Raw genomic sequence first — 24,545 nt, 5'->3', positions numbered from 1 at the left:
GTCGCCCTCACAGGAGCACAACATGCAGATCATCGCCCATCGCGGCGCCAGCGGACTGGCACCGGAGAACACCCTCAAGGCCATCAGGCTGGCGCTGACGCTGGGGGCTGGAGCCATCGAAATCGACGTGCAGCAGGCCGACGGCGAGCTGTGGGTCTTCCATGACCGAAGATTGGAGCGCTGCACAGACGGCCGCGGCGTGCTGATGGCCCAGTCGCGTGCCTATCTGGCGAGCCTGAATGCCGGCGAGGGAGAGGGGATCCCGACCCTGTGGCAGGTGATGGAGGCCATCGCCGGCCAGGCCGAGCTGCATATCGAGCTGAAAGGAGCACAAACAGCCGACGAGGTGGCCCGACTGACACTGCGTGCCGAGGCCGAGCTTGGCTTCACGACCGCCCAGTGGGTCGTCTCCTCCTTCCACCATCCCGAGCTTGCCCGCTTCGCCACCCTGCGCCCCGAGATCCGGCTGGGGGCGCTCACCTCCACCATTCCCCTCACCCAGGCGGCCTTTGCGGCCGAGCTGGGTGCCTGGTCACTCAACTGCGACGTGGATTTTGTCGATCAACAGCTGGTGCAGGATGCCCACGATCGCGGGCTCAGGGTGCTGGTCTACACGGTCGATGATCCCGGAGATCAGGCGATGCTGGCCGCCATCGGCGTCGACGGCATCTTCACCAACCGGCCGGATCGCTTTCTGCCATCCGCCAAATTGGACTCATTGTGTCGGAGGTGATCGATAACCGCTGATTTAAGCTATAAATTTAATGGCGCACCGGGATACAAAAAGTTCGACTTTGGCCGATACAGTGTTGGCCCATAACAATAAAACCACACATCGCAGACTGAAGCTCACAAGGATGTAAACATGAACTTATCCATCAAGAACAAGCTTGTCCTCGCCATCGGGGTCATTATCCTGGTCATCACAGGCCTGCAGGTCTGGTACAACACAAGTCAACTGAAAAGCGAGACCCGGCGTCTGATCTGGAGCTTCATCGACGACAGCTCGGTCTCGAATGTCAAAGGCATCTCCCGCTGGCTGGATGCCCGCATCGGCATGGTCACCGCCACCAAGGAGGCCTTCGCCAAGGAAGACGAACCCATCAGCCATCTGGCCCAGACCATGAACGCAGGCAACTTCGACCTGGTCTACGTGGGCACCAAGGATGGCAAGATGATCCAGAGCAAGCCGACCGACCTGCCGGCCGGCTATGACCCCCGTCAACGTCCCTGGTACAAGGACGCCATGGCAGCCGGCAAGCTGGCCATCACCTCGCCCTACGCCGACATCACCACGGGTCAGCTGATCATCACCATCGCCGAGCCCTTCACCCGGGGCAACACCCAGGGGGTCATCGCCGGTGACGTCTCCATCGATGCCCTGGTACGCGATGTGCTGGCCCTCAATTCGGAAGGCACCTACGCCATCCTGGTTGACGGTAATGGCACCATCATCGCCCACCCGGACAAGGAGCTGGCGCTCAAGCCAGCCACCGCCCTCTCCCCCGATCTGACCGCAGCCAAAGTCAACGAACTGGCCCATGACAACACCATCTCCGAGATGGAGATCAGCGGCAAACCCAGCGTATTCGACCTGACCGAGATCCCGAACACCAACTGGTATTTCGGCATCGTGGTGGACGAAGCGGTCGCCTACCAGTCAGTCTCGCGCATGGTCACCTCCGCTCTGCTGCAAGGCCTGCTGACCATCCTCATCGTGGCCGGTTTCTCCTACGTCGCCATCAGCGGCTCCCTGGCACCGTTGAAGACCCTTGGCGAGGCGATTGCCGATCTCTCCCGCGGCAACGGGGATCTGACCCGCCGCGTCAAGATCGAGCGGGAAGACGAAGTGGGCATAGTCGCCAAACACGTCAACACCTTCATCGACCGCATCCACGTGATGGTGCAGGACATCTCCAACTCCTCCGGGCAACTGAACCAGCAGGCCAAGTCGTCCCACAACATGGCGGAGAAATCGAGCCAGGGTCTGGCCCGCCAGCAAAACGAGATCTCCCAGATCGCGACTGCGGTGCACGAGATGTCCGCCACCGCGGTGGAAGTGGCCAGCAACGCCGAGCAGACCGCCGATGCGGCCCGCAGCTCCTCCAGCAGCTGTGAGCACGGCAAGCAGGTGATCGCCCGCAACCAGCGCTCCATCACGGATCTCGCCACCCAGGTCAAACAGGCTTCCGGCATCATTCAGGAGCTGGAGAAGAACGCTCAGGAGATCAACACCATCCTCTCCACCATTCAGGGCATCGCCGAGCAGACCAACCTGCTGGCACTGAACGCCGCCATCGAGGCAGCCCGTGCCGGCGAGCAGGGCCGCGGCTTCGCGGTGGTGGCCGACGAGGTGCGGGTGCTGTCACAGCGTACCCACAGCTCCACCGTCGAGATCCGCAACATGATCGAGACCCTGCAGCGCAACACCCAGGGCGCCGTCAGCACCATGCATGAAGGCCAGCTGCTGGCCCAGAACAGCGTGGAAGATGCCAACGATGCCACCCAGGCACTGGAGCAGATCACCGCCTCCATCAACCAGATCTCCGACATGGCGACCCAGATCTCCAGCGCCGCCGAGGAGCAGCGGGCCGTTACCGACGAGGTGAGCCGCAACATCCAGGCAGTCAAGGACGTCTCGGACGAGCTGGCGGTCGATGCCGACAGCTCACGCCATCTCTCTGAACAACTTAAAAATATTTCAGGTGAACTGAGCAATCAGGTCGGCATGTTCCGCATCTGATGCTGATCGACAAAAGGGGCCGTGCAGGCCCCTTTTTTTATGAAAAAATGCTTTGGTTTCAATAGTTATTACCACATCAACCAGCAGGGATTACCGACTCTCCTGCACGACACCGGTCAGCCCTCGCTCCTGCAACAGCTGGTGCACCGTGACATTCGGATTAGTTTTTTGAACTCAATCACCACATTCTTCTATCCGTGAATAATTCTTATTAAATATTTTTGATAAAAAACTTAAAAACTTTGGGGGTAATACCTAAAAAGAGAGGTGTTTCTCATTTTTTTGAAAGAAAACTACGTATAATCCTGAGCTTAAAATAACCATAGTAATGACAGCGGCTGATACCGATAACTGCAGGATGGCGATAATTACGGCGTTTTCATCCAAGGAATGGGGTGATTTTGATAAAGATCACCATTGCCAAGCACTAAAACAGACCAGTTTGACTTGCATCAAGCCTGAATTTTTTTCATAGAGCAAAATCGTGCCCAGCAAATCTATCCCTAAGGAGGCAGATGTGGATATTATCAAGACCGATGTCGCCATCATCGGTGCTGGTGGTGGTGGCCTGCGTGCCGCAATCGCCATAGCGGAAGCTCACCCGGAGCTGGAGATCGCCCTGATCTCCAAGGTCTACCCGATGCGCAGCCACACAGTGGCCGCAGAGGGCGGCGCCGCCGGTGTCGTCCGTGATGATGACTCCCTCGAAAACCACTTCAACGACACCGTCTCCGGTGGCGACTGGTTGTGTGAGCAGGACGTGGTCGACTACTTCGTCAACAACGCCACCAACGAGATGATCCAGCTGGAGCACTGGGGTTGCCCCTGGAGCCGCAAGCCGGACGGCAAGGCCAACGTGCGCCGCTTCGGCGGGATGAAGATCCCCCGCACCTGGTTCGCGGCAGACAAATCCGGTTTCCACATTCTGCACACCCTGTTCCAGACCTCCATCAAGTACCCGAGCATCAAGCGCTTCGACGAGCACTTCTGCATGGATCTCATCGTGGAAGATGGTCGCGTCCAGGGCGTACTGACCTTTGACATCCAGAACGGCATCACCCGCTTCATCCAGGCCAAATCCGTCATTCTGGCCACCGGTGGCGCCGGCCGTGTCTATCGCTACAACACCAACGGCGGCATCGTCACCGGTGACGGCATGGCGCTGGCCTACCGCCACGGCGTACCGCTGCGCGACATGGAGTTCGTCCAGTATCACCCGACCGGTCTGCCGGGCACCGGCATCCTGATGACCGAAGGTTGTCGTGGTGAGGGTGGCATCCTGCTCAACAAGGATGGCTACCGCTACCTGCAAGACTACGGCCTGGGCCCGGAAACCCCGGTCGGCCAGCCGAAGAACAAGCACATGGAGCTGGGTCCCCGTGACCGCCTCTCCCAGGCCTTCTGGCAGGAGCAGCAGAAAGGCCGCGTGATCCAGGGCCCGATGGGCGACGTGGTTCACCTCGACCTGCGCCACCTTGGCGAAAAGTACCTGAAGGAGCGTCTGCCGTTTATCTGCGAACTGGCCAAGGCCTACGTGGGTGTGGATCCGGTCAAGGAGCCGATCCCGGTACGTCCGACTGCCCACTACACCATGGGCGGCATCGAGACCAACGGCGCATGCGCCACCCGCCTGCCGGGCCTCTATGCCCTGGGCGAGTGTGCCTCCGTCGGTCTGCACGGCGCCAACCGTCTGGGTTCCAACTCCCTGTCCGAGATCGTGGTGTTCGGCAAGGTGGCCGGTGAGCACGCCGGTGAATTTGCCAAGACCCAGTCTCACGGCAACACCCAGGCGCTGGCCGCCAAGGCCGAGGCACTGATCAAGCAGCACCTCTCCCTGCTCGACATCGACGGCACCGAAAACCCGGCGGATATCCGCAACGAACTGGGCATGTCCATGGAAGCCGGGGTCGGTATCTACCGTACCGAAGAGCTGATGCAGGGCACCATCGACAAGATCAACGAGCTGAAAGCCCGTTACAAGAAGATCAAGATCAACGACAAGTCCTCCGTCTTCAACACCGATCTGCTGTACGCCATCGAGTTGGGCTACATGCTGGACGTGGCCGAAGCCATGGCGCACTCCGCCATCAACCGGAAAGAGTCCCGCGGTTCCCACCAGCGTCTGGACGGTTACGAGGAGCGCGATGACGTCAACTTCCTCAAGCACACTCTCTCCTTCTACAACGGCGAAGGGGCCCCGACCATCGACTATTCCGATGTGAAGATCACTAAATCCCAACCGGCCAAGCGCGTGTACGGTTCCGAGGGTGAGAAACAAGACGAGGCTAAGAAGAATGGCTGAGATGATCGAAATTGAAATCCTGCGCTACCGTCCCGAGCAGGATAACGAGCCCTGGATGCAGACCTTCCAGGTGCCCTACCTCAAAGAGATGTCCCTGCTGGATGCGCTGCAATACATCAAGGATCATCTGGACTCTACCCTGAGCTTCCGCTGGTCCTGCCGGATGGCGATCTGCGGCTCCTGCGGCATGATGGTCAACGGCATTCCGAAACTCGGTTGCAAGACCTTCCTGCGCGACTACCTGCCGGGCAAGATGACTATCGAGCCGCTCAACAACTTCCCGATCGAGCGCGATCTGGTGGTCGACATGTCCGACTTCATCGAGAAGCTGGAGAGCATCAAGCCCTACATCATCCCGTCTGAGCCGCGCAACCTGTGCGATGGCGAGTACACCCAGACCCCGGCTGACATGGCGAAGTATCACCAGTTCTCCATGTGCATCAACTGCGGTCTGTGCTACGCGGCCTGCCCGCAGTATGGCATCAACAAGAAGTTCACCGGTCCGGCGGCCCTGGCACTGGCCTACCGCTACAACGCCGACAACCGCGACAGCGCGTCCAAAGAGCGGATGAAGATCATCAGCCAGGACGAGGGCGTCTGGGGTTGCACCTTCGTGGGCTACTGCTCCGAAGTGTGCCCGAAAGGCGTGGATCCGGCGGCGGCCATCCAGCTTGGCAAGGTCGAGAGCGCCAAGGACTACATGATCGCCATGTTCAAGCCAGATTGAGAGCAGGAATGAGACCATGAACAACACCAATAGCAAACGTAAGCCTTACGTCCGCGAAATGAAGAAAGACTGGTGGCTGAAGAATGCCTTCTACACCGGTTACATGATCCGCGAAGGCACCAGCATCTTCGTCTCCATCTACGCCGTCGTGCTGATGTGGGGTCTGTTGCGGCTGGTACAGGGTCAGGAGGCGTTCAACGGCTGGCTGGAATCCCTGCAGAGCCCGATCGCCATCCTGTTCCATGTCATCGCCCTGGCAGCCTGCCTGTTCCACGCCAAGACCTGGTTCGCACTGGCCCCGAAAGCCATGCGCATCTTCCGTGGCGAAGACCTGGTGCCGGAGAAGCCGATCGTCATCGCCCAGTATGTGGCGCTGGCGGTGGTATCCCTGCTTGTCCTGATCATCGTGGCCTGAGGAGAAAACAATGAGACGTTCTGACGAGCCTGGTTATTGGTGTCTGTTTGGTACCGGGCTCTCATTCAGAAACGTTGGCCACGATCACTCAATCATGATTTGAGGAAAAAATATGAGACGTTCTGACGAGCCTATATATTGGGGTCTGTTTGGTGCCGGCGGCATGGTCGTTGCCATGCTGCTGCCGGTCATTGTCCTCATCACAGGTCTGCTGGTGCCCATGGGCATCATGGACGTGGAGACCATGAGCTACGAGCGCGTGCTGGAATTCGCCAGCTCCTGGTGGGGTGCCTGCATCCTGCTGGCCATCATCGCCCTGCCCATCTGGCACGGCATGCACCGCATCTACCACGGCCTGCATGACTTGGGGATCCACACCACCAAGCTGCACCACTATGTGTTCTATGGCTTCGCCTTCCTGGTGTCCGCCATCACCCTGGGTTTGCTGATGGTGCTGGTGTTCCAGTAAGCACATCCAGACTGCATGACAAACCGGGCCAAGTGCCCGGTTTTTTTATGACCATCTTCCGCGGCTCATCTCCATCCGGCAGCTGGCCTGCGCACTCGTTCGGCATCCTTCACCAGAGCCTCGGTGCCGGCTCACGACCGTTTTCCGCGTAGTAGAGCGACGGTAGAAACTGCGCCAGATAGCTGAATTCGCTGTAGCAGTGGCGCATCAGATTGAAGCCTATCTCGTCCGGCACCTCGTCAAGCGGATTGGTGCAGGCCTTGCCCAGCAGGAAGCGGCTGCGCAGCACACAGCCGTATGGGGTATCGCGCGCCAGGTGCAACATCTCGCCATCCAGCGGCGCCCCGTTCTCATCCAGCACTACCTCATCGCCAAAGCCGATACGGGCGCAGATGGCGGCAGAGAGAGCCTGTGTCTCCCGCGCCTCCTGCAGCGGCTGCGGGGCGAACACCTCTTCGGCGCTGTGGAACTTGAGGCGAGCCGCCACCGGCGGCAGCTCGGCAAGCCACTCCACCGCCGCTATGCTGGCTCCCACATAACGCTCACCTCTCTTCCAGTGATGATCCCAGCCCCGGTGTTCGACGTGGTCGTGGGGGTGCCACCACCGGATGTGCTGGGTCGTCTCGAAGAAGGTGAACCACCAATCCAGCATGCGCCCCTTGCAGCCGTGCAGATCGGTGCGGATGGCGACCGTCAGCAGGCCCTCGGTGCTGCGGGTCAGGCCCATTTCCAGGCGCAGCGGCTGCGGCCTTAGCAACTCATTGATGTCATTGACGCCCCAGGGGGCAAGCAAGGCGGAAGTATTCATGATGAGACTCCGATAAATTTAGGAAACGAAAGTCGTTTCCTAAATTACGCTATGCCTGTATGCTGAGTCTGTCAATGCTTTCCAGGAGCCCATCATGTCGCACCAAACCGATCAAGAGACACGCTCACGGGGCCGGCCGCTCACCCCGGAAGCGGATCTGCGTGGCGCCCTCTCCGAGGCAACGCTGACCTTGCTGCTCAAGGGAGGATACGGCGCCACGACCGTTGATGCGGTGGCCAAACAGGCGGGGGTCGCCAAGAAGACCCTCTACCGCTTTGCCGCCAACCGCGACGAACTGGTGGCGCAGGCGGTGCGCAGCTGGACCGATGCCTTTCAACCCGCATTCGAGCAGGATGCCACTCACCCAGGCGCCCTGGGGGAGATGCTGGAGCAGGGCTTGCAGGCCATTGCAGATCAGGTGCTGAGTGCTCAGGCGGTGGGCATGTTCCGGCTGCTGCAGCATGAGTTCACGGGGCGCGATACCCTGTTGATGGCCTATCAGGAGAACGGTATTGCGCGCGGCAGGGCGACGCTGGCGGCGTGGTTGCAGCGCCAGCAGCAACTGGGCTGGTTGCGCGAGCTTGATTCAGCCCAGACCAGCGATCTGCTGCTGGCGATGACCATGGCGGAGCCGCTGCGCCAGATGGCGCTCGGCTTGCTGGCGCCGGGCAGCGATATCCGCGCGCGCATCGCCGCCGCCGTTGCTCTGGTCCTGCCCGGCCTGGTACGAGGGTAAAGCCCCCTCGGCCAGGAGGCCGCGTCACGGCAAAGGGCGAGATGACATCAGAACGCGAAACCTGCCGAGAAGTTGCCGCCCCAGTCAGCGCCATCACAGCCATAAAAAACCGGGCATCAGGCCCGGTTTTTTATGGTCATCACTCCATCGGCGGCAAAAAACGGCGCATCACCTCGTCGCTGTAACCGCTGTCCTGAAACTCGATCAGCAACTGGTTGAGGCGGGTCACCAGCTCATAGGAGCGCGGCGAGCCCTTGCTCACCAGCAGATAGAAGCCCTTGCGGCTGGGCAGGGCGAGGTGGAGCAGGCCGCTCTCGCTCTGGTAGATGCCAAGGCCGATACCGCTCATCAGGGGTTCAATCTCGCTGGGCAAAAAGTCGCAGCGATCGCGCCCCAGCATGTCCAGCGCCTGCTGCAACTGCTTGAGCCGGCGCGGCTCCTGCGCCAGCCCGTAGGGGGCATAGTTGTAGCCGAGCACCCCGCACACCCGTGAGCGATTGACCGTCTGCAGATCGGGCGCCTCGGGGAAGCGCCGCTTGAGGTAGAAAAATCCGAGGTGGGTGTAGTAAAGCGGCACGCTGTAGAAAGCATATTCCGCCCGCTCCGGCTTGTAACTGGCATCCCAGGTCAGCTCGCACAAGCGGTTCTGGCGATAGTCGGCCAGCTCCTGCTGCACCCTTGCCCAGGGCAGATAGCGGATCTTGTAGGACAAACCGAGCCGCTTCAGGGCCTCGAGCACCTGGGTTGTGGCAGAGCCGGTGAGACGGCCGGTATCGGGCACGCCATCCTTGCGCTCCCAGTAGGTGAAGGGGGCCCACTCGTTGCCCTCCCCCAGGCAGATCTGCACCTCGGGCTGGGCCGCCTCCACCAGCCCGGTCAGGCCCCATCCCAGCAGCAACAACATGGCTCGCGTCATCGTCTCCCTCCTTCGCCTCCCTTGCAGCTTAGTGCAGACGGGGGTAATGCTCCCCGTCAGGGTGCCCCCTCCTGCCACAGGGCCAGCAGGGGCGCGGGGATGGCGCCGTAGCGCAAGGTCGGAGTCTGGTGCCAGTCGGCCAGCCGCTGCAGCGCCTTGGCCAGATCCTGCGCCAGGGTCCGGGTCACCCTGACCCCCGCCTCCAGATAGAGGCTCTTTATCTCGAAGATCCCCTGCTGGCGATGGGCCTTGGCGTCCATCCTGCCCACCAGCTTGCCGCGATGCAGCAGCGGCAGCACGAAGTAGCCGTACTGGCGCTTGGGCGCCGGGGTGTAGCACTCGATGCGATAGTCGAACTGGAACAGCTCGCTGGCCCGCTTGCGATCCCACACCAGTGGGTCAAACGGCGACAGCGCCGTGGTGTGGCTGGCCTTGAGGGTGCCAGCCTGGGCCCGGGCCAGCTCGTCCGCCAGCGAGGCGTGCACGAAGGCGCCGTGCTGCCCCCCCTCCACCCGCACCGGCAGCAGCTCCCCTTCGTCCGCCAGCTGATGGAGCAGGGCGTCGTATTTGCCGCGTCGCAACCGATAGTAGTCGGCCACCCAGCCGGTCTTGACCAGCCCCAGCGCCCGGCAACTGGCTCGCACCATGTCCCTTTGCGCCTGTTCCGGGCTCGGCAGATCCCGCGCGTCGCGCCACTCGGGCATCACCCGCTCGGCCAGATCGTAAACCCGCTGGAAGTTGCGCCGCTCGCGCACCATCAGCTGGCCTGCGGTGAACAGCACCTCCAGATGGCGCTTCTCCGGCTTCCAGTCCCACCAGCCATTGCCCTTGCCCCCCTTGCGTTCAAAATCGGCCGCCCGCACCGGGCCATGCTGGCGAATGCGCTCGATGATCTCGCCAATCTCCTGTTGATGGGTGGCAAGCCAGTTGGCCGAAAATTTCCAGCCCATGGCGGCGGGATCCAGCATGCGATGACGCAGCAGGCGGTAATCCTCCCGCGGCACGAAGCAGGCCTCGTGAGCCCAGTATTCGAAGATATCGCCATCGGCCAGCAACTGCTCCAGCCAGCCTGGTTCGTACTGCCCCAGCCGGCTGAACAGCACCAGGTAAGGGCTGCGGGCCACCACCGAGATGGTGTCTATCTGCAGCAGCGCCATGCGGCGGATGGTGGCCAGCAGATCGGCCGGTTTCGCCTTGCCGCGGCGCGGCGTCAGCAGCCCCTGGGCCGCCAGTTGCAGATGACGGGCATCCTGCAGTGAAAGATGGGGAATCGACATGACGAACCACTCCTTGGTGTCGGGATACGGGCGGCTTGCGGCGCCTGGGACTCAATGCAGGGAAACAGGCAAGAGGACCCGCCAATCAGGCCCTCAGCATGCCCAAGCCGCCACCAAATGAAAATGCCCCGTTCAGGGTTTGGTGATGACCGCCACATCCGCGTGAGGAAACTCGACCTGTGCCTGCCAGCGGGTCGCCAGGGTGCGAAAGGAGGCCTCGGCAAAGAAGACGATGTGGGTCGGATCGTGGCGGTAGCGCCACTGCCGGAAGCGCTCGTCCCCCAGCACCCGCTGGGTCTGCAGCACCAGCAGACCGCCGGGCTTGAGGCAGCCCCACAGCGTCTCCAGCACGGCGCGCGGCTCGGCGATGTGCTCGATCACCTCGGTGCTGGTGATGAAGTCATACTGCCGCGTCAGCAACTCGGGCTCGTCGGCATAGAACTTGTCGTAGCCCGCCATCTGGTAGCCCGCCTCCCGCCCCATGGCGATGAGCGCCGGGCCCGGGCCGCAGCCAAAATCGAGGCCGCTGGCTGGCGGGGGCAAGCGGCGCAGCACCTCGCCGAAGGCACGCAGCAAAAAGGCGCGATAGCGGGGGTCATCCACCTGGTTGTCGTGGCCGTCATAGACCGCCTTCTCGCGCGCGGGATCCAGGTGCTCGGCCGCATCCAGCCAGACCAGCTCGCAGGCCCGACAGCGATGGTAGAGCTTGCCGGCCACCGGCAGCTCATAGGCATCGGTGGCGCAGCAGAGCGGGCAGGATAAGGGGGTCATGGCATCTCCTCTCGAAAGCGGGGCGGTCAAACGTGGCCGCAGCTTGCCTGCCAGGCTGGCGGCTGACAAGGTTTTTGTCCGCACGCCCCGCAATCGGGTCACAGCTTTACCTCTCTTTTCAACCAGTTGCATCTATGTGAAACAGATTTTTTACCTCTTAAGGGTTTCTTAAGTTTGCCCCTTTAGTCTGGTGATAATCGACAAGAAGGAGCCATCCATGACCACAGACATTCAAGCCCCCTATCGGCTGACGCTGGCCGATACCCCGCAACAGGTCATGGCACTGCAGGGCTACATCCAGGCGGCCTACAGCCAGGAGTTCAACGCCCGCATTCCCCATTTTCTGCCCTGCCTGCTCGGCCTCTACCGAGCTGACGGCCTGCTGGTCGGCGCCTGCGGTCTCAAGCTGGCCGGCAGCGAGCGCCTCTATCTGGAACAGTATCTGGAACAACCCATCGAGGCCGCCATTGAAACCCGGCTCGGCGCCCCCGCCCGGCGAGATCGCATCGTCGAGGTGGGCAACCTCGCCTGCAGCGAGCCCGGCAACGCCCGCCTGATGTTTGCGGCGCTCTGCCGTCTGCTGTGCGACAACGATCTCGATTATGTTGTGTTCACCGGCACCGCCAAGCTGCGCAACAGCTTCCACCGCCTTCACCTCACCCCGGTGGAGCTGGCCCCCGCCCAGGCCGACAAGGTGGGTGACGACGCCAGCGCATGGGGCGCCTATTACCACTGCCAGCCCAAGGTGATGGTCGGCGACCTCGGCCTCGGACGGCAAGCGCTGGTACAGGGCAGCCTGCTGCTCTCCCTGCTGGCCCCCATGCCCTCCCTGTTCAACTGCCCGCATCGGAGCGCCTTATGATGCTGTTTGACCAAATCGCCTACTTCGCCCGCCAGACGCCCCACAGCCCGGCCCTCGCCAACAGCCAGCACAGCCTCAGCTACGAGGCGCTGTGGCAGCAGTTGCCAGCGCTGGCCGACCGCCTGCAGATGGCCGGGATCAGCCGACTGGCACTGCAGCTGGACAACGGCCTGCCCTGGGCGCTCATCGATCTCGCCTGCGCCATGGCCGGTATCGTGGTGATCCCGATCCCCCACTTCTTCAGCCTGGAGCAGCAGGAGTGGCTATTGGAGAGCAGCGGCGCCGACGCCCTGATCGGCCCTCACCATCCGGGCTGGCAGGCCAGCGATCCGCTGACGCTCGCGGTCGGCGAGCTGCCGTTGTGGCGCCGTACCCCTGCCCGGCTGCCGCCCCTGCCGGCCGGCACCGCCAAGATCACCTATACCTCCGGCACCACAGGCCAGCCCAAGGGGGTCTGCCTGTCGCTGGCCCAGATGATGGCGGTCTGCAGCTCGCTGGCCGAACGGGTCGCCCCGGCCAAGGTTGAAAAACACCTGACCCTGCTGCCGCTCACCACCCTGCTGGAAAACCTCACCGGTCTCTACGTGCCGCTGCTCACCGGTGCCTGCAGCCGCATTCCTTCGCTGGCAGAGCTCGGCTTTGCCGGCTCCAGCAAGCTGGACCCGGCCACCCTGGCACAGGCCCTGCTGCGCTGGCCCACCCACAGCCTGGTGCTGGTGCCCGAACTGCTGCGCCTGCTGCTGGCCCTGTGCAGCGCCAACCCGGCGCTGGCCGAACAGCTGGCCGCCCTGCGCTTCGTCGCGGTGGGGGGCGGCAAGGTCTCGCCCGAGCTCATCAGCCGGGCCCGCAAGCTGGGGCTGCCAGTCTACGAGGGGTACGGCCTGTCGGAGTGCGGCTCCGTCGTGGCGCTCAACGGCCCCGACGGACACAGCCTGGGCAGCGTCGGCCAGCCACTGCCCCACTGCCGGGTATCGATCGCCGCCGACGGCGAGATCCTGGTGGAGGGAGCCGCCATGCTCGGCTATCTGGGCAGCGATGAAGCGGTACCAGCGCTGGTCGCCACCGGCGATCTGGGCCATCTGGATGCCGAGGGTTACCTGCACATCACCGGGCGCAAGAAGAACGTCCAGATCACCGCCTTCGGCCGCAACTTCTCCCCCGAATGGGTCGAGGCGGAAGCCCAGCTCTGTCCGGCCATCGCCCGCATCGTGATCTTCGGCGACGGCCAGCCGGCCAACGTCGCCCTGATCCAGCCGCAGCCCGGCACCGACGCCCTGCTGGCCCAACAGATCGAGCAGCTCAACCATCGCCTGCCCGACTATGCCCGCATCCATCACTGGCTGCCGGTGGCGCTGGATCAACATCCGGAGCTGCTGACCGCCAACGGCCGCCCCCGTCGCGAACGGATTTATCACCACTTTTCCCGGCAGATCAGCCAATGCCTTACAGGAGAGACCTCATGAGCTTCTATCAGACTCTGCAACAAGCCACTGCCAGTGAGCGCGAGCATCTGTTCAACGCCCCCATCATAGAGGCATGCCGTAAGGGGGAGATCTCCCGCGACACCTATCTGCGTTTCCTCTCCCAGGCCTTCTATCACGTGCGCCACACGGTGCCGCTCTTGATGGCCACCGGCGGCAAGCTGGGCCAGGAGTATGAGTGGGTGCGCGGCGCCATCAAGGAGTACATCGACGAGGAGTACGGCCATCAGGAGTGGATCCTGAGCGACATCCGCGCCTGCGGCGGCGATGCCGAGGCGGTGCGCCACGGCCAGCCCGAGTTGCCCATCGAGCTGATGGTGGCCTTTCTCTATGACCAGGTGCAACGCGGCAACCCCATGAGCTTCTTCGGCATGGTACAGGTGCTGGAGGGCACCAGCGTCGCCATCGCCCTGACCGTGGCCGATCAGCTCAAGGCGGGTCTCGGCCTGCCGCCTCAGGCCATGAGCTACCTGAGCTCCCACGGCGCGCTGGATCAGGAGCACCTCAAGTTCTTCGAGTCCCTGATGAACCGGGTAGAAGCCCCGGCCGATCAGGCAGCCATCATTCACTCGGCCAGGGTGGTCTACCGCCTCTACGCCGACATGCTCTATCAACTGACGGAAAACCAGACATCATGAAGCTTGAAGGAAAACTCGTGCTGCTCACGGGCGCCAGCGGCGGGATCGGCGAAGCGCTGGCCCAGGAGCTGGCGGCCCAGGGGGCGCGCCTGTTGCTGCACGGACGCAGGGCCAGTGCGCTGGAGCGGCTTCGCAAGGAGCTGCCGCACCCGGAGCGCCACCAGACGATGATCGCCGATCTGGGCTCGCCCCAGGAGCGGGCCAAACTGCTGCAGCACCCGGCGCTGGACGAGGGGCTGGACGTGCTGATCAACAACGCCGGCTGCAACCAGTTTGCCTGGCTGGAGGATCAGAGCAGCGAGCAGGTCGAGCGCCAGCTGCTGCTCAACGTCGAGGCGCCGATCCAGCTCACCCGTATGCTGCTGCCCCGCCTGCGCAAGCCGGCGGTGATCATGAACATCGGCTCCAGCTTCGGCGCCATCGGCTATGCCGGCTACAGCGTCTACTGCGCCAGCAAGTTCGCCCTGCGCGGCTTTAGCGAGGCGCTCGGCCGCGAGCTGGAGGGGACTGGCATCCAGGTGCTGCACTTTGCCCCCCGAGCCACCCGTACCCGCCTCAACTCGGAGGCGGCCTACGAGATGAATGCCGAGCTCGGCACCCACACCGACAGCCCGCAGGACGTGGCCGAGGAGGCCGTCATCGCCCTGTGCAACGAAACCCGCCGCAGCTGGCTCGGCTGGCCGGAGAAGCTGTTCGTGCGCCTCAACGGCCTGCTGCCCGGCCTGGTCGACCGGGCGCTGGCCAGGCAAAAACCCATCATAGAGCGCTATGCCCGCCACCCGGCGCCCGCTGCCGGCACGTCGGGGCACGCCACCTCCGTCATGACAGAGAAGGAACGTTAAGATGAAGCACGCCACTTTCCGCCCCCGTTTCACCCACGGCGCCCTCCTGCTGCTCATGCTGGGCTCGGGGATGGCCCAGGCCGCCGACGCCCTGCCCGCCATCCAGCAGCAGTGGGCGGTCTGTCAGTATCAACAGACCGGCAAGGCCAAGGAGAGCTGCCTCGAACAGCTGAGCAGCGAGGCCGATCAGGCCAGCGCCAAGGAGGCCTTTCGCACCGATCTGCTGATCTGGTCGGCCATCGTCAAGAGCACCTGGGCCGGCGCCAAAGGCGGGCTGGGTGCGCTCGGTCTGGTCAAGGAGGCCAAGGCCAAGCTGGAGATCGCCCTCCGGCAGGACCCCAAGGCACTGGACGGCTCCGCCTACACCAGCCTGGGCTCGCTCTACTATCAGGTGCCGGGCTGGCCGGTGGGCTTTGGCGATGACGAGAAGGCCGAACAGCTGCTCAAGCAGGCGCTGGCCATCAACCCGACCGGCATCGACCCCAACTTCTTCTACGGCGACTTCCTGCTGGATCAGGGCCGCAAGGCCGAGGCCAAGAGCTATCTGGAGAAGGCGCTGAGCGCCCCGCCCCGGCCGGGTCGCGAGCTGGCGGATCAGGGGCGACGCATCGAGATCCGCGACCGCCTCGACAAGCTGTAAATCCGTTCGGGATCAGCGGGCTATTTAAACTCTGCCCACCAGCTTGCATACTGGTGGGCAGCGTCTTTTGAGGGGAATAACAATGCGGATCCTGTTGGTGGAAGATGATGTGATGCTGGGTGACGGCATGGTGGATGCCCTGCGCAGCAGCGGCTACACGGTGGACTGGCTGCAGCAGGGGCTGCCCGCCCTGTCGGTGCTCAAGAGCGAGGAGTTTGCCGCGCTCATTCTGGATCTCAACCTGCCAGATATCGACGGCATCAGCCTGCTGCGCAAGCTGCGCCGGGAAGGCCAGACGCTGCCGGTGCTGATCCTCACCGCCCGCGACGCCCTGGACGACCGGGTGCTGGGACTGGATGCGGGCTCCGACGACTACATGGTCAAGCCGTTCGCCCTGCAGGAGCTCAACGCCCGCCTGCGCGCCCTGGTGCGCCGCAGCAAGGGCCAGGCCCAGGCGGTGCTCGAGTACGGCGAGCTGCAGCTCTATCCCGAGTCCCAGCAGGTCACCTATCGGGGCGAGCCGGTCAAGCTCACCCCCCACGAATACAAGCTGCTGCAGGAGCTCATCACCCAGAGCGGCCGGGTACTGAGCAAGGATCAGCTGCAACAGAGCCTCTACGGCTGGGACGAAGGGGCCGAGAGCAACGCGGTGGAGGTGCACATCCACCACCTGCGCAAGAAGTTCTACAGCGACCTCATCCGCAATATCCGCGGGGTCGGCTACATCATTCCCCAGCTTGAGCAGGCCCAGCGCCGGGACGGCCGGGCATGACGCGTCCCCGCTCCATCCGCCGCTTTCTGCTCTCCGGCATCCTGGCGCTGGTCAGCGCCAGCCTGGCCGTCAGCGCCCTCATCGGCTATCTGGAAGCGAGCCACGAAATGGAGGAGCTGTTCGATGCAAGGCTCGCCCAGTCGGCCCGCATCACCAACCAGCTGCTCGGCCGCTATCTGGAACAAAACGGCGAGCTGCCCGCCAACGGCACCGTCTATCAGGAGTGGGAGCAGAGCAACCCGGAGCCGTGGCAGAAAGACAAGAGCTTCAACCTGCGGGGGGAAGACAGAGAGCTCACCCCCTTTGGTCACGAGTTCGAGCGCAACCTCTACTTCCAGCTGCTGAGCGAGCAGGGCGGCATACTGCTGCGCTCCCCCAGCGCCCCCGGCCAGCCCCTCGGCGCGCTGGCCCCCGGCTTCAACAGCGTCACCAAGGACAACCACGAGTGGCGCACCTTCACCCTCTACAACCAGGATGCGCAGACCTGGCTCATCGTGGCGGAGCGGGACGATGAGCGCAGCGAGCTGGCCAGCAAGATGGCCACCCTGACCATGCTGCCGCTGCTCATCACCCTGCCCTTCCTGCTTGGCCTGTTGTGGTGGCTCATCTCCCGCGGGCTGGCGCCGCTGCGCCAGCTGGCCCAGGCCATCGGTGAGCGCCACCCGGCCAACCTGAGCCCGCTCAACCTGAAGATCCGGGCTCAGGAGCTGACCCCGCTCACCAACGAGATCAACCGGCTGATGCACGCCCTTGCCGATACCATAGAGCGGGAGAAGCAGTTCACCAACGAGGCGGCCCACGAGCTGCGCACCCCGCTGGCGGTGCTGCGCATCCACAGCGAGAACGCGCTGGCCGCCGAGGATGCCGAGAGCCGTCAGCACTCCCTGCAGAAGATGCTGCTGGCGCTCGATCGCAGCGATCGGCTGCTGCGCCAGCTGCTGACCCAGGCCCGCATCGACAACCAGCAGGGGCTGGAGCTGAGCGAGCTCAACCTGAACCAGCTGCTGCAGGGCACCCTGGCCACCCTGGCCCCCATCGCCCTGAAAAAAGATCAGCAATTGTCGCTGGAGGGTACCGAGCAGCTGACGGTGATGGGGCAGGCCACCCTGCTGGAGCTGATGTTCAGCAACCTCATCGACAACGCACTGCGCTACACCCAGGCCCAGGGCGAGATCGTGGTCGAGGCGTGCCAGGAGGGGCACAGGGTCAGGGTCGACATTCGCGACAACGGCCCCGGCATTCCCACCGCCGCCCTGTCGCGCCTGTGCGAGCGCTTCTTTCGGGTCAATCCCCAGCAGGGGGACGGAGTCGGCCTCGGCATGGCCATCGTCTCGCGCATCGCCCAGCTGCACGGCGCCGATCTCGACATCCACAACCGGCCAGAAGGGGGGCTGGAGGTGAGCGTGCTGCTGCCCTCTCGCACCCCATCCCCGCCATGACCCGGAAACGACAACGCCTCCCATCGGAGGCGTTGTTCACACTGGTTGATTACGCAGAAGCAGCCAGGCTGCAGTCGGCAACTCAAGCAAGCAGCTTGTCCAAACCGGCCGTCACGGCCTCCATCCGGTGGCCACCGGAATGTTCTATGACATACCGCTTGCCCACCTGAGCAGAGGCATCCAGCCCGAAAATCCCGTGCTCAACCTTCTGGCTCAGCGGATCGCCACTGGTATTGATATGGGTTACGTTGGCTTGATCAAGCTTGTGGGCGAGGCGATCCCGTAGCCCAACATGCAACCCCATGCTGTTAAAGGCCGTAACCTTCAACCCGTGTTTGATACCGGCATATTGCGCCAGACCACCTCCCAGAGAGTGACCCTGTACCTCGACCTTGCCACCATGCTGCTGGGCAAACGCCTTGACCAGACGGTCTGCATCCTGAAACGCGCTGTCCTTGATCCCGAGTGCCGCACCGGCATCGCTCTTCAGCGTCCCCGGTCGTTTGGTTGGCTGAGTACCAACAAACGAGAGCACCACGGTATCGTCACGCTTGTAGACAGCGACCTTGAGCGCAGACCAGGCATCCCCAGCCAGGATGAAGGGGTCGTTTTCACCCTTTTTCGCAACAACATGAAGGGCCAGCGCACTCCCGCTACCACCGGTTCCATCTTCACGCCGCGCCAGGATAGAAGGCGGTATGTCCGCCAGCGTAGCGTGATGATAACCAGCCGGCATCTCCCGATAGCTGCTGGAACAACTGACTCTTGCCAGCTGGGCGGCATCCATGACGGCACGAGCCCCTTCGGCAGTGAGTGGTTCCTGCTCCGACTTGGCTACGAAGGCAGGCTTGAGCACCTCTTTGGCTGCACTCAACGCCTGCTGTGACCCTTGCTGCAGTCGCTCCGACACGCCCAGGGGCAAATGGGAAGCCCCTTTCATCACGGCACCAGCCAGTCCCAATGAAGAGGAGGCAACCAGACGGGCGGCCGACTCACCCAGATTTTTCACCCCGGCAGCGCCAGCGGTCACAACGCCACTGGCGACACTGCTGATGCCCCCAGTGATATTGGCCAAACCCTTGATGAGGGCGCCTGTCCAGTAACGAGCCTTGCCTTTGGCGCTCTGGGCATGAGAGTCATGACCACCCTGAATGGCAATGCCAATCTTGCGAGCCGGAGCACTGAGGGTCAGCCATTTGAGCGAGGTATTCAATACCTTGCCTGGCTGCACACGGGAACCGAACCCGAGGCTGGTATAGTGAGACGCCAGATTGTGGTGCACCTTGCTCTGACGAGACGAGGTCTGTACCTCGCCATGAGCATGAGAAGTAACTGTGGTGGTATGCAGGGGCTGCCCAATGTTTTGGATAGACATATTCTGTTCCTGATTAATACGAGCGGACACCCGTCAACATGGAATGATGACGCCGGACAACGGGGATGGACGCGAGGGACTCTCCTGCTGCGCGAGCACGCTCTGCAACTGCCCCAGCAACGTAACGCCGAGATCGAGAAATTCGCCCAGGGTCTGCATGAACAGAGCGCTATCAAGCATTTCGATGAGAGAAGAAAAAGTCAGCACCAGGTGGTTACTGCGACTGTCCAGGCTGATCTGGCTGCCCCCGGTGACAAGGCCAAACATGTTCAGTTCGAGGGCTGCCCGAGTCAGGGTCAACTGGCCGTTGGTATCTTCCGGTAGGCGCAACAACGGGATATAGAGGTAACACGCTTGCAGCTCATCGTTGTCTGGCACCTCGACCAGACACTCGCCATCCTGGCCGAACGGCACACGGCAGTGGCCATCACTTCCCAGGCTCAAGGCAACGCCCTGCTGCTCACCTGCGAGCGATAGCCATTCAGATACGGTTTGTTGGTAGGCTTTCACTATGCTCCACTCCATGCTCCATCCCTTGCGGGCGAATGGGCTCGCCCGCATCGAGGGTATGGTGCAAATGCTACCGCTGGCAGAGACAGTGTGATTTAGCTGTGAAACGCCGTTTTTTAGATCCGCGCCGAAATTGCTCTAGCGGCAGCTCGGCTGCACCGTGAAGGTGCGGCTCGAATCCACTGCGCCGAGATCCGCCAGCAGGCGGCGTCCCAGCAGCACCGGATAGATCATCTTGCTGCGATCCCGCAGGGTAAACCACTCCTCATAGACCTTGTCGCCCAGGCAGATGGACATGGTGACCGTGGGGCGCTGCTCCATGCCGCCGGCGCCACGCACCGTCACCATGTGCTCCACCGGCCGCTCCAGGGTCTGGCTCACCTGCCGGTCGGTATTGGCATCGGTCACCTGCAGGGTAAAGCGCACCCAGGGCTTGCCGTCACGCTTGAAGTGGCGCAGATCCCGCGCATCGAGCGAGGAGGTGAGCGCCCCGGTATCCAGCTTCATCTTCACCGCCACCCCGCTCGGCATGATGAGCCCCTTCTCAATCCAGCCATAGATGGTGGGCGCCGGCGCGGCGATGGCCGGCAGGGCGAACCCGGCCAGCAGCAGCGGTATCATTCGCAATCGGATCATGTCTACTCCTTGTCAGGACGGGGCCGACACAGGCCCGAGCCGCCCAGAGTGGGGATGGAAGGCGCCGCTGTCAACCGCAGAAAAACACGGCAGACCAGTGAGTGACGAGTGACCGGATGCGGTGCGTCAGCAGCCTGCGGTGACGGAGCAGAACAGAGTCATCAGAAGCTGACCTGGCAGGCAAGGAGGGAGGCAAGATTGGCGTTGGATGAAACCCGAGGCTGTGCTCAGGTTGTGACGCCAAAGGCTACCACAAGGCTTCGCGAATTATCAGTCTTGTTCCGGAGGGATTTTTGCCTACACTGTTGTAAACCGGAGGCCCTGAAAACCACCGGTTTTTTTGTGCCTGCCGAAAAGTTGCCACTGCAAAGTGACCTATCAAACAAGGCTCAATAAGGAATTCGTAATGCGTATCGAAGAAGACTTGAAGCTCGGTTTCAAGGATGTCCTGTTCCGCCCCAAGCGCTCTACTCTCAAGAGCCGTTCCCAAGTCAGCCTGACCCGCCAGTTCACCTTCAAGCATACCCAGACCCAATGGCAGGGCGTGCCCGTCATCGCCGCCAACATGGATACCGTCGGCAGCTTCGCCATGGCGCGTACCCTGGCCGGCTTCGAGATGATGACCGCAGTACACAAGCACTACAGCCTTGCGCAGTGGCAAACCTTCGTGAGCGAAACCGACCCGGCGCTGCTGGGCCATGTGATGGTCTCCACCGGCACCTCCGAGGATGACTTCAACAAGACCCGCCAGATCCTCGCCATGTCCGAGGCGCTGCGCTTCATCTGCGTGGACGTGGCAAACGGCTACTCCCAGCACTTCGTCGAATTCGTGCGCAAGATCCGCGAGGCCTGCCCCAACCACGTCATCCTGGCGGGCAACGTGGTGACCGGCGAGATGGTGGAGGAGCTGATCCTCTCCGGCGCCGACATCGTCAAGGTGGGCATAGGCCCGGGTTCGGTCTGTACCACCCGGGTCAAGACCGGCGTCGGCTACCCGCAGCTCTCCGCCATCATAGAGTGTGCCGATGCGGCCCACGGTCTGGGCGGCCAGATCGTCGGTGACGGCGGCTGCACCTGCCCGGGGGATGTGGCGAAGGCGTTTGGCGGCGGCGCCGACTTCGTGATGCTGGGCGGCATGCTGGCGGCCCACGAGGAGTGCGGTGGCGAGATCGTCGATGTAGATGGCGAACCCTTCATGAAGTTCTACGGCATGAGCTCGTCCAGCGCCATGGACAAGCACGCCGGCGGCGTCGCCGAGTACCGCGCCTCCGAGGGCAAGACGGTGCTGCTGCCCTACCGCGGCCCGGTGGAGAACACGGTGCGCGACATCCTGGGCGGCGTGCGTTCCACCTGCACTTATGTGGGTGCCAGCCAGCTGAAAGAACTCACCAAGCGCACCACCTTTATCCGGGTGCGCGAGCAAGAGAACAATGTCTACGGCAAGGAGTAACTCGCCGCAGCCACCGTCATGCGCTGACGGTTAGAAGCCAGCCAACCGGTGTGCTACCCTGCGCACCGGTTTTTTGCATCTGGAACCCCGCGACATGACAAGCCCGCTTCCCCCGTTTGACTGGGACATCTTCTGCTGCGTAGTGGACAACTTCGGTGACATCGGTGTCACCTGGCGGCTGGCCCGCCAGTTGAAACAGGAAGGAGCGCTCCCGGCGCAGGAGAGTGAGGTTCAGGTGCGGCTCTGGGTGGACGATCTGGCGAGCTTCGCCCGCATCTGCCCTGGGCTCGACCCGGCGCAGGAGAGCCAGTGGGTCGACGGCATCCATATCCAGCACTGGCACGAGACCCTGCCGGCGGACACCATCCCGGCCCGGGTGGTGATCGAGGCGTTCGCCTGTGAACTGCCCGCCCCCTTCGTCGCGCAGATGGCGAGCCAGCCCAGGCCCCCCTGCTGGCTCAACCTCGAATACCTCTCGGCCGAGAGCTGGGTCGAGGATTGCCATGGCCTCGCCTCCCCCCAGCGTCTCGAGAGCCAGAGCCTCGGCAGCCTGAGTCTCAACAAATACTTCTTCTTCCCAGGCTTCACCGCCAGAACCGGCGGCCTCTTGTGCGAGCGCGGTCTCATCGTCGAGCGCGAGCGCTGGCAACAGGATGAAGCGGGACTGAACGCCTACTGGGCGAGCCTGGGCCTGCCCCCCAAACAGGAGCTCGAGCTGCGGGTCAGCCTCTTTACCTACGAGAGCGCCGCCCTGACCAGCCTGGTCGAGAGCTGGTGCCAGGGCGCCACGCCCGTCACCCTGCTGCTGCCGCTCGGGCGCTCCCTCAACGACGTGCTCACCGGCGCCGGGCTGGCAGATGCCGTTCCCACGGCCCGGGCGGGGGATCTGCTGCGCGTGGGCAACCTCACCATCAAGCTGCTGCCGATGACCGATCAGGCCGGCTACGATCGGCTGCTGTGGAGCTGCGATCTCAACCTGGTGCGCGGCGAAGACTCCTTCGTGCGGGCCCAGTGGGCTGCCCACCCCTTCCTCTGGCATATCTACCCGCAGGAAGAGCAGGCGCACATGGTCAAGCTGGACGGCTTTCTCGACCACTATCTGGCAGAGCTGCCCACCGCCACCGGCCAGTGGCTGCGCGGTTTCAGCCATGCCCTCAATCAGGGGGAAAATACCCGCGAATGGTGGGCCCAATGGCCGGATCACGCCGCGATATGGCAGCAACATGGGCGACACTGGTCACATAAGCTGCTCCAGGACGGGGATCTCGTCACGAGGTTGGTGAAATTTTTAGAAAGCCGTATATAATCTGGCAGTTTTTATCCGTCCGTTTCACGAACAGGAATTTTTTACATGAAAACCGCACAGGAAATCCGCGCTGGTAACGTAGTCATGATCGGCACCGAGCCGATGGTGGTCCAGAAGGCTGAATTCAACAAATCCGGCCGTAACTCCGCCGTGGTCAAAATGAAGCTGAAAGGCCTGCTGAACGGCAGCGCCACCGAGACCGTCTTCAAGGCCGACGACAAGCTGGACGTTGTTCAGCTGGAACGTAAAGAGTGCACCTACTCCTACTACTCCGACCCGCTGTACGTATTCATGGATACCGAATACAACCAGTACGACGTCGAGAAAGACAACCTGGGTGACGCGCTGAACTACCTGGTAGACGGCATGGAAGATCTGTGTGAAGTGACTTTCTACAACGAGAAAGCCATCTCCGTAGAGCTGCCGACCACCATCGTGCGCGAAGTTGAGTACACCGAGCCGGCTGCCCGTGGCGACACCTCCGGTAAAGTGACCAAGCCTGCCCGTCTGAAGGGCACCACCTACGAGCTGGCCGTTGCCGCCTTCGTAGAGATCGGTGACAAGATCGAAATCGATACCCGCACCGGTGAGTTCAAGCGTCGCGTCAACTAAGTTGACCCCTTGGATCAGTGGTAAAAAAGCGAGCCGTCGGCTCGCTTTTTTTATGGGCGCATCGGCCCCCTGGCTGTATTCGCGGCGCAAACATGGCTAAATGGGGCATGCTGGCTTTTGCCATCCCTCGGAGCGCCCCATGACATCCCTGCACAAAGCGCTGTTGTTGCTGTTGACCCTGCTACTGCTGCTCCTCTCCGGCTGGCAACCCTATGACAGGGCGACCTGGCTGATGGAGGTCGCGCCCGTGCTCATCGCCATGCCGCTGCTTGTCCTGACGCACCGCTCTTTTCCGCTCACCAGCCTGCTCTATCTGTGCATCACCCTGCACGCCATGGTGCTGATGCTGGGCGGTGCCTACACCTATGCCCGCGTCCCGCTCGGGTTCGAACTGCAGCAGTGGCTCGAGCTCGGTCGCAACCCCTATGACAAGATTGGCCACTTCTTCCAGGGCTTCGTGCCCGCCCTGGTGTGCCGGGAGATCCTGCTGCGCGAAGGCTATGTGCAGGGCCGGCGCATGCTGGCGTTTCTGGTGGTCTGCGTGGTGCTCGCCATCAGCGCCACCTACGAGTTCATCGAGTGGGGGGCAGCCCTCGCGCTTGGCCAGGGGGCGGATGAGTTTCTCGGCACCCAGGGCGACCCCTGGGATACCCAGTCCGACATGTTCTTCGCCCTGATTGGCGCCGTCAGCGCCCTGCTGCTTCTTTCCCCCCTGCACGACCGCCAGCTGGCCGGGCTGGCAAGCCCTAAGCGGACGTCACGCTAGCACTGCCACTTCCCCCTTCAGAAAACCGGCCTGGTGCCGCTAACCCGAATAA

General features: G+C 62.7%; 25 protein-coding genes. 18 read left to right on the top strand and 7 right to left on the bottom strand.

All coding sequences use genetic code 11. From position 1 onward, the window contains the following. Positions 1 to 22: 22 nt before the first annotated feature. From ACB033_RS01365 to frdD, 6 genes are all read left to right on the top strand, one after another. Positions 23 to 733: a glycerophosphodiester phosphodiesterase gene (locus ACB033_RS01365; RefSeq protein WP_139725043.1), complete on the top strand. Its 711-nt coding sequence runs from the start codon at positions 23 to 25 to the stop codon at positions 731 to 733. Between the two features lie 132 nt (positions 734 to 865). Continuing rightward, positions 866 to 2,743, top strand: a complete 1,878-nt coding sequence (locus ACB033_RS01360) for a methyl-accepting chemotaxis protein (RefSeq protein WP_017764984.1) — start codon at positions 866 to 868, stop codon at positions 2,741 to 2,743. 517 nt (positions 2,744 to 3,260) lie between these two features. Further along, complete coding sequence (frdA, locus tag ACB033_RS01355; protein ID WP_005298339.1) at positions 3,261 to 5,045, top strand: fumarate reductase (quinol) flavoprotein subunit; 1,785 nt, start codon at positions 3,261 to 3,263, stop codon at positions 5,043 to 5,045. Next, complete coding sequence (locus ACB033_RS01350) at positions 5,038 to 5,772, top strand: succinate dehydrogenase/fumarate reductase iron-sulfur subunit (RefSeq protein WP_005298338.1); 735 nt, start codon at positions 5,038 to 5,040, stop codon at positions 5,770 to 5,772. The genes frdA and ACB033_RS01350 overlap by 8 nt, the downstream gene beginning before the upstream one ends. A gap of 16 nt (positions 5,773 to 5,788) precedes the next feature. After that, positions 5,789 to 6,187 carry a fumarate reductase subunit C gene (locus ACB033_RS01345; protein ID WP_005298336.1) on the top strand — a complete coding sequence of 133 codons (399 nt, stop codon included), beginning with the start codon at positions 5,789 to 5,791 and terminating at the stop codon, positions 6,185 to 6,187. 112 nt (positions 6,188 to 6,299) lie between these two features. Further along, positions 6,300 to 6,656, top strand: a complete 357-nt coding sequence (gene frdD, locus ACB033_RS01340) for a fumarate reductase subunit FrdD (RefSeq protein WP_005298330.1) — start codon at positions 6,300 to 6,302, stop codon at positions 6,654 to 6,656. Between the two features lie 109 nt (positions 6,657 to 6,765). Here the strand turns inward: frdD and ACB033_RS01335 are convergent, their stop codons facing one another. Next, positions 6,766 to 7,464, bottom strand: coding sequence for a DAPG hydrolase family protein (locus ACB033_RS01335; RefSeq protein ID WP_139725041.1), 699 nt, complete (start codon positions 7,462 to 7,464; stop codon positions 6,766 to 6,768). Between the two features lie 94 nt (positions 7,465 to 7,558). Here ACB033_RS01335 and ACB033_RS01330 point away from each other — a divergent pair, with 94 nt between their 5' ends. Further along, positions 7,559 to 8,200 carry a TetR/AcrR family transcriptional regulator gene (locus ACB033_RS01330; protein ID WP_371140290.1) on the top strand — a complete coding sequence of 214 codons (642 nt, stop codon included), beginning with the start codon at positions 7,559 to 7,561 and terminating at the stop codon, positions 8,198 to 8,200. 139 nt (positions 8,201 to 8,339) lie between these two features. Here ACB033_RS01330 and ACB033_RS01325 read toward each other — a convergent pair whose 3' ends face one another. From ACB033_RS01325 to ACB033_RS01315, 3 genes are all read right to left on the bottom strand, one after another. Then, positions 8,340 to 9,116 carry an ABC transporter substrate-binding protein gene (locus ACB033_RS01325; RefSeq protein WP_017787967.1) on the bottom strand — a complete coding sequence of 259 codons (777 nt, stop codon included), beginning with the start codon at positions 9,114 to 9,116 and terminating at the stop codon, positions 8,340 to 8,342. 56 nt (positions 9,117 to 9,172) lie between these two features. Continuing rightward, complete coding sequence (locus ACB033_RS01320) at positions 9,173 to 10,393, bottom strand: winged helix-turn-helix domain-containing protein (RefSeq protein ID WP_371140289.1); 1,221 nt, start codon at positions 10,391 to 10,393, stop codon at positions 9,173 to 9,175. Positions 10,394 to 10,525: 132 nt separating this feature from the next. Next, positions 10,526 to 11,164 (bottom strand): class I SAM-dependent methyltransferase, encoded by a 639-nt coding sequence (locus tag ACB033_RS01315; RefSeq protein ID WP_371140288.1) that lies wholly within the window; start codon positions 11,162 to 11,164, stop codon positions 10,526 to 10,528. A gap of 217 nt (positions 11,165 to 11,381) precedes the next feature. On the opposite strand from ACB033_RS01315, the gene ACB033_RS01310 reads away from it, so the two are divergent. The 7 genes from ACB033_RS01310 (at position 11,382) to ACB033_RS01280 (ending at position 17,838) form a co-directional block, all read left to right on the top strand. After that, a complete protein-coding gene (locus tag ACB033_RS01310; RefSeq protein WP_252410866.1) occupies positions 11,382 to 12,026 on the top strand; it encodes a thermostable hemolysin in 645 nt (214 codons plus the stop codon). Then, positions 12,023 to 13,489, top strand: a complete 1,467-nt coding sequence (locus tag ACB033_RS01305) for an AMP-dependent synthetase/ligase (protein WP_139431990.1) — start codon at positions 12,023 to 12,025, stop codon at positions 13,487 to 13,489. The genes ACB033_RS01310 and ACB033_RS01305 overlap by 4 nt, the downstream gene beginning before the upstream one ends. Beyond that, on the top strand, positions 13,486 to 14,145 hold the full coding sequence (locus tag ACB033_RS01300; RefSeq protein ID WP_139725038.1) for a TenA family transcriptional regulator: 660 nt from the start codon (positions 13,486 to 13,488) through the stop codon (positions 14,143 to 14,145). The genes ACB033_RS01305 and ACB033_RS01300 overlap by 4 nt, the downstream gene beginning before the upstream one ends. After that, the gene (locus tag ACB033_RS01295) at positions 14,142 to 14,987 is read left to right on the top strand and encodes an SDR family oxidoreductase (RefSeq protein ID WP_139431984.1); all 846 of its coding nucleotides are present in this window, start codon (positions 14,142 to 14,144) and stop codon (positions 14,985 to 14,987) included. Before ACB033_RS01300 ends, ACB033_RS01295 begins: the two co-directional genes overlap by 4 nt. A gap of 1 nt (position 14,988) precedes the next feature. After that, positions 14,989 to 15,627 carry a tetratricopeptide repeat protein gene (locus ACB033_RS01290; RefSeq protein ID WP_139431983.1) on the top strand — a complete coding sequence of 213 codons (639 nt, stop codon included), beginning with the start codon at positions 14,989 to 14,991 and terminating at the stop codon, positions 15,625 to 15,627. Between the two features lie 82 nt (positions 15,628 to 15,709). After that, positions 15,710 to 16,399 carry a response regulator gene (locus ACB033_RS01285; RefSeq protein ID WP_005298307.1) on the top strand — a complete coding sequence of 230 codons (690 nt, stop codon included), beginning with the start codon at positions 15,710 to 15,712 and terminating at the stop codon, positions 16,397 to 16,399. Continuing rightward, a complete protein-coding gene (locus ACB033_RS01280; protein ID WP_139725037.1) occupies positions 16,396 to 17,838 on the top strand; it encodes an ATP-binding protein in 1,443 nt (480 codons plus the stop codon). Before ACB033_RS01285 ends, ACB033_RS01280 begins: the two co-directional genes overlap by 4 nt. 82 nt (positions 17,839 to 17,920) lie before the next feature. Here the strand turns inward: ACB033_RS01280 and ACB033_RS01275 are convergent, their stop codons facing one another. From ACB033_RS01275 to ACB033_RS01265, 3 genes are all read right to left on the bottom strand, one after another. Further along, the gene (locus ACB033_RS01275) at positions 17,921 to 19,243 is read right to left on the bottom strand and encodes a phospholipase (RefSeq protein WP_371140287.1); all 1,323 of its coding nucleotides are present in this window, start codon (positions 19,241 to 19,243) and stop codon (positions 17,921 to 17,923) included. Between the two features lie 3 nt (positions 19,244 to 19,246). Beyond that, positions 19,247 to 19,738, bottom strand: a complete 492-nt coding sequence (locus tag ACB033_RS01270) for a CesT family type III secretion system chaperone (RefSeq protein ID WP_017781585.1) — start codon at positions 19,736 to 19,738, stop codon at positions 19,247 to 19,249. A gap of 123 nt (positions 19,739 to 19,861) precedes the next feature. After that, entirely contained in the window at positions 19,862 to 20,359 is a 498-nt protein-coding gene (locus ACB033_RS01265; protein ID WP_117402548.1) for an ATP-dependent zinc protease, read from the bottom strand. A 406-nt stretch (positions 20,360 to 20,765) separates the two neighbouring features. On the opposite strand from ACB033_RS01265, the gene ACB033_RS01260 reads away from it, so the two are divergent. The 4 genes from ACB033_RS01260 to ACB033_RS01245 all read left to right on the top strand — a co-directional run bounded on the left by ACB033_RS01260 (position 20,766) and on the right by ACB033_RS01245 (position 24,493). Beyond that, a complete protein-coding gene (locus tag ACB033_RS01260) occupies positions 20,766 to 21,809 on the top strand; it encodes a GMP reductase (protein WP_017764973.1) in 1,044 nt (347 codons plus the stop codon). A gap of 94 nt (positions 21,810 to 21,903) precedes the next feature. Next, entirely contained in the window at positions 21,904 to 23,115 is a 1,212-nt protein-coding gene (earP, locus tag ACB033_RS01255; RefSeq protein ID WP_139725036.1) for an elongation factor P maturation arginine rhamnosyltransferase EarP, read from the top strand. 45 nt (positions 23,116 to 23,160) lie between these two features. Further along, entirely contained in the window at positions 23,161 to 23,727 is a 567-nt protein-coding gene (efp, locus tag ACB033_RS01250; protein WP_005298294.1) for an elongation factor P, read from the top strand. Positions 23,728 to 23,866: 139 nt separating this feature from the next. Then, entirely contained in the window at positions 23,867 to 24,493 is a 627-nt protein-coding gene (locus ACB033_RS01245; RefSeq protein WP_139725035.1) for a DUF2238 domain-containing protein, read from the top strand. Positions 24,494 to 24,545 lie beyond the last annotated feature (52 nt).

Source organism: Aeromonas sp. S15(2024), assembly GCF_041402265.1.
GTDB classification, from domain to species: Bacteria; Pseudomonadota; Gammaproteobacteria; order Enterobacterales; family Aeromonadaceae; genus Aeromonas; species Aeromonas dhakensis.
The sequence above is the reverse complement of the archived record's forward strand: the minus strand, read 5'-3'. Positions and strand labels throughout refer to the sequence as shown.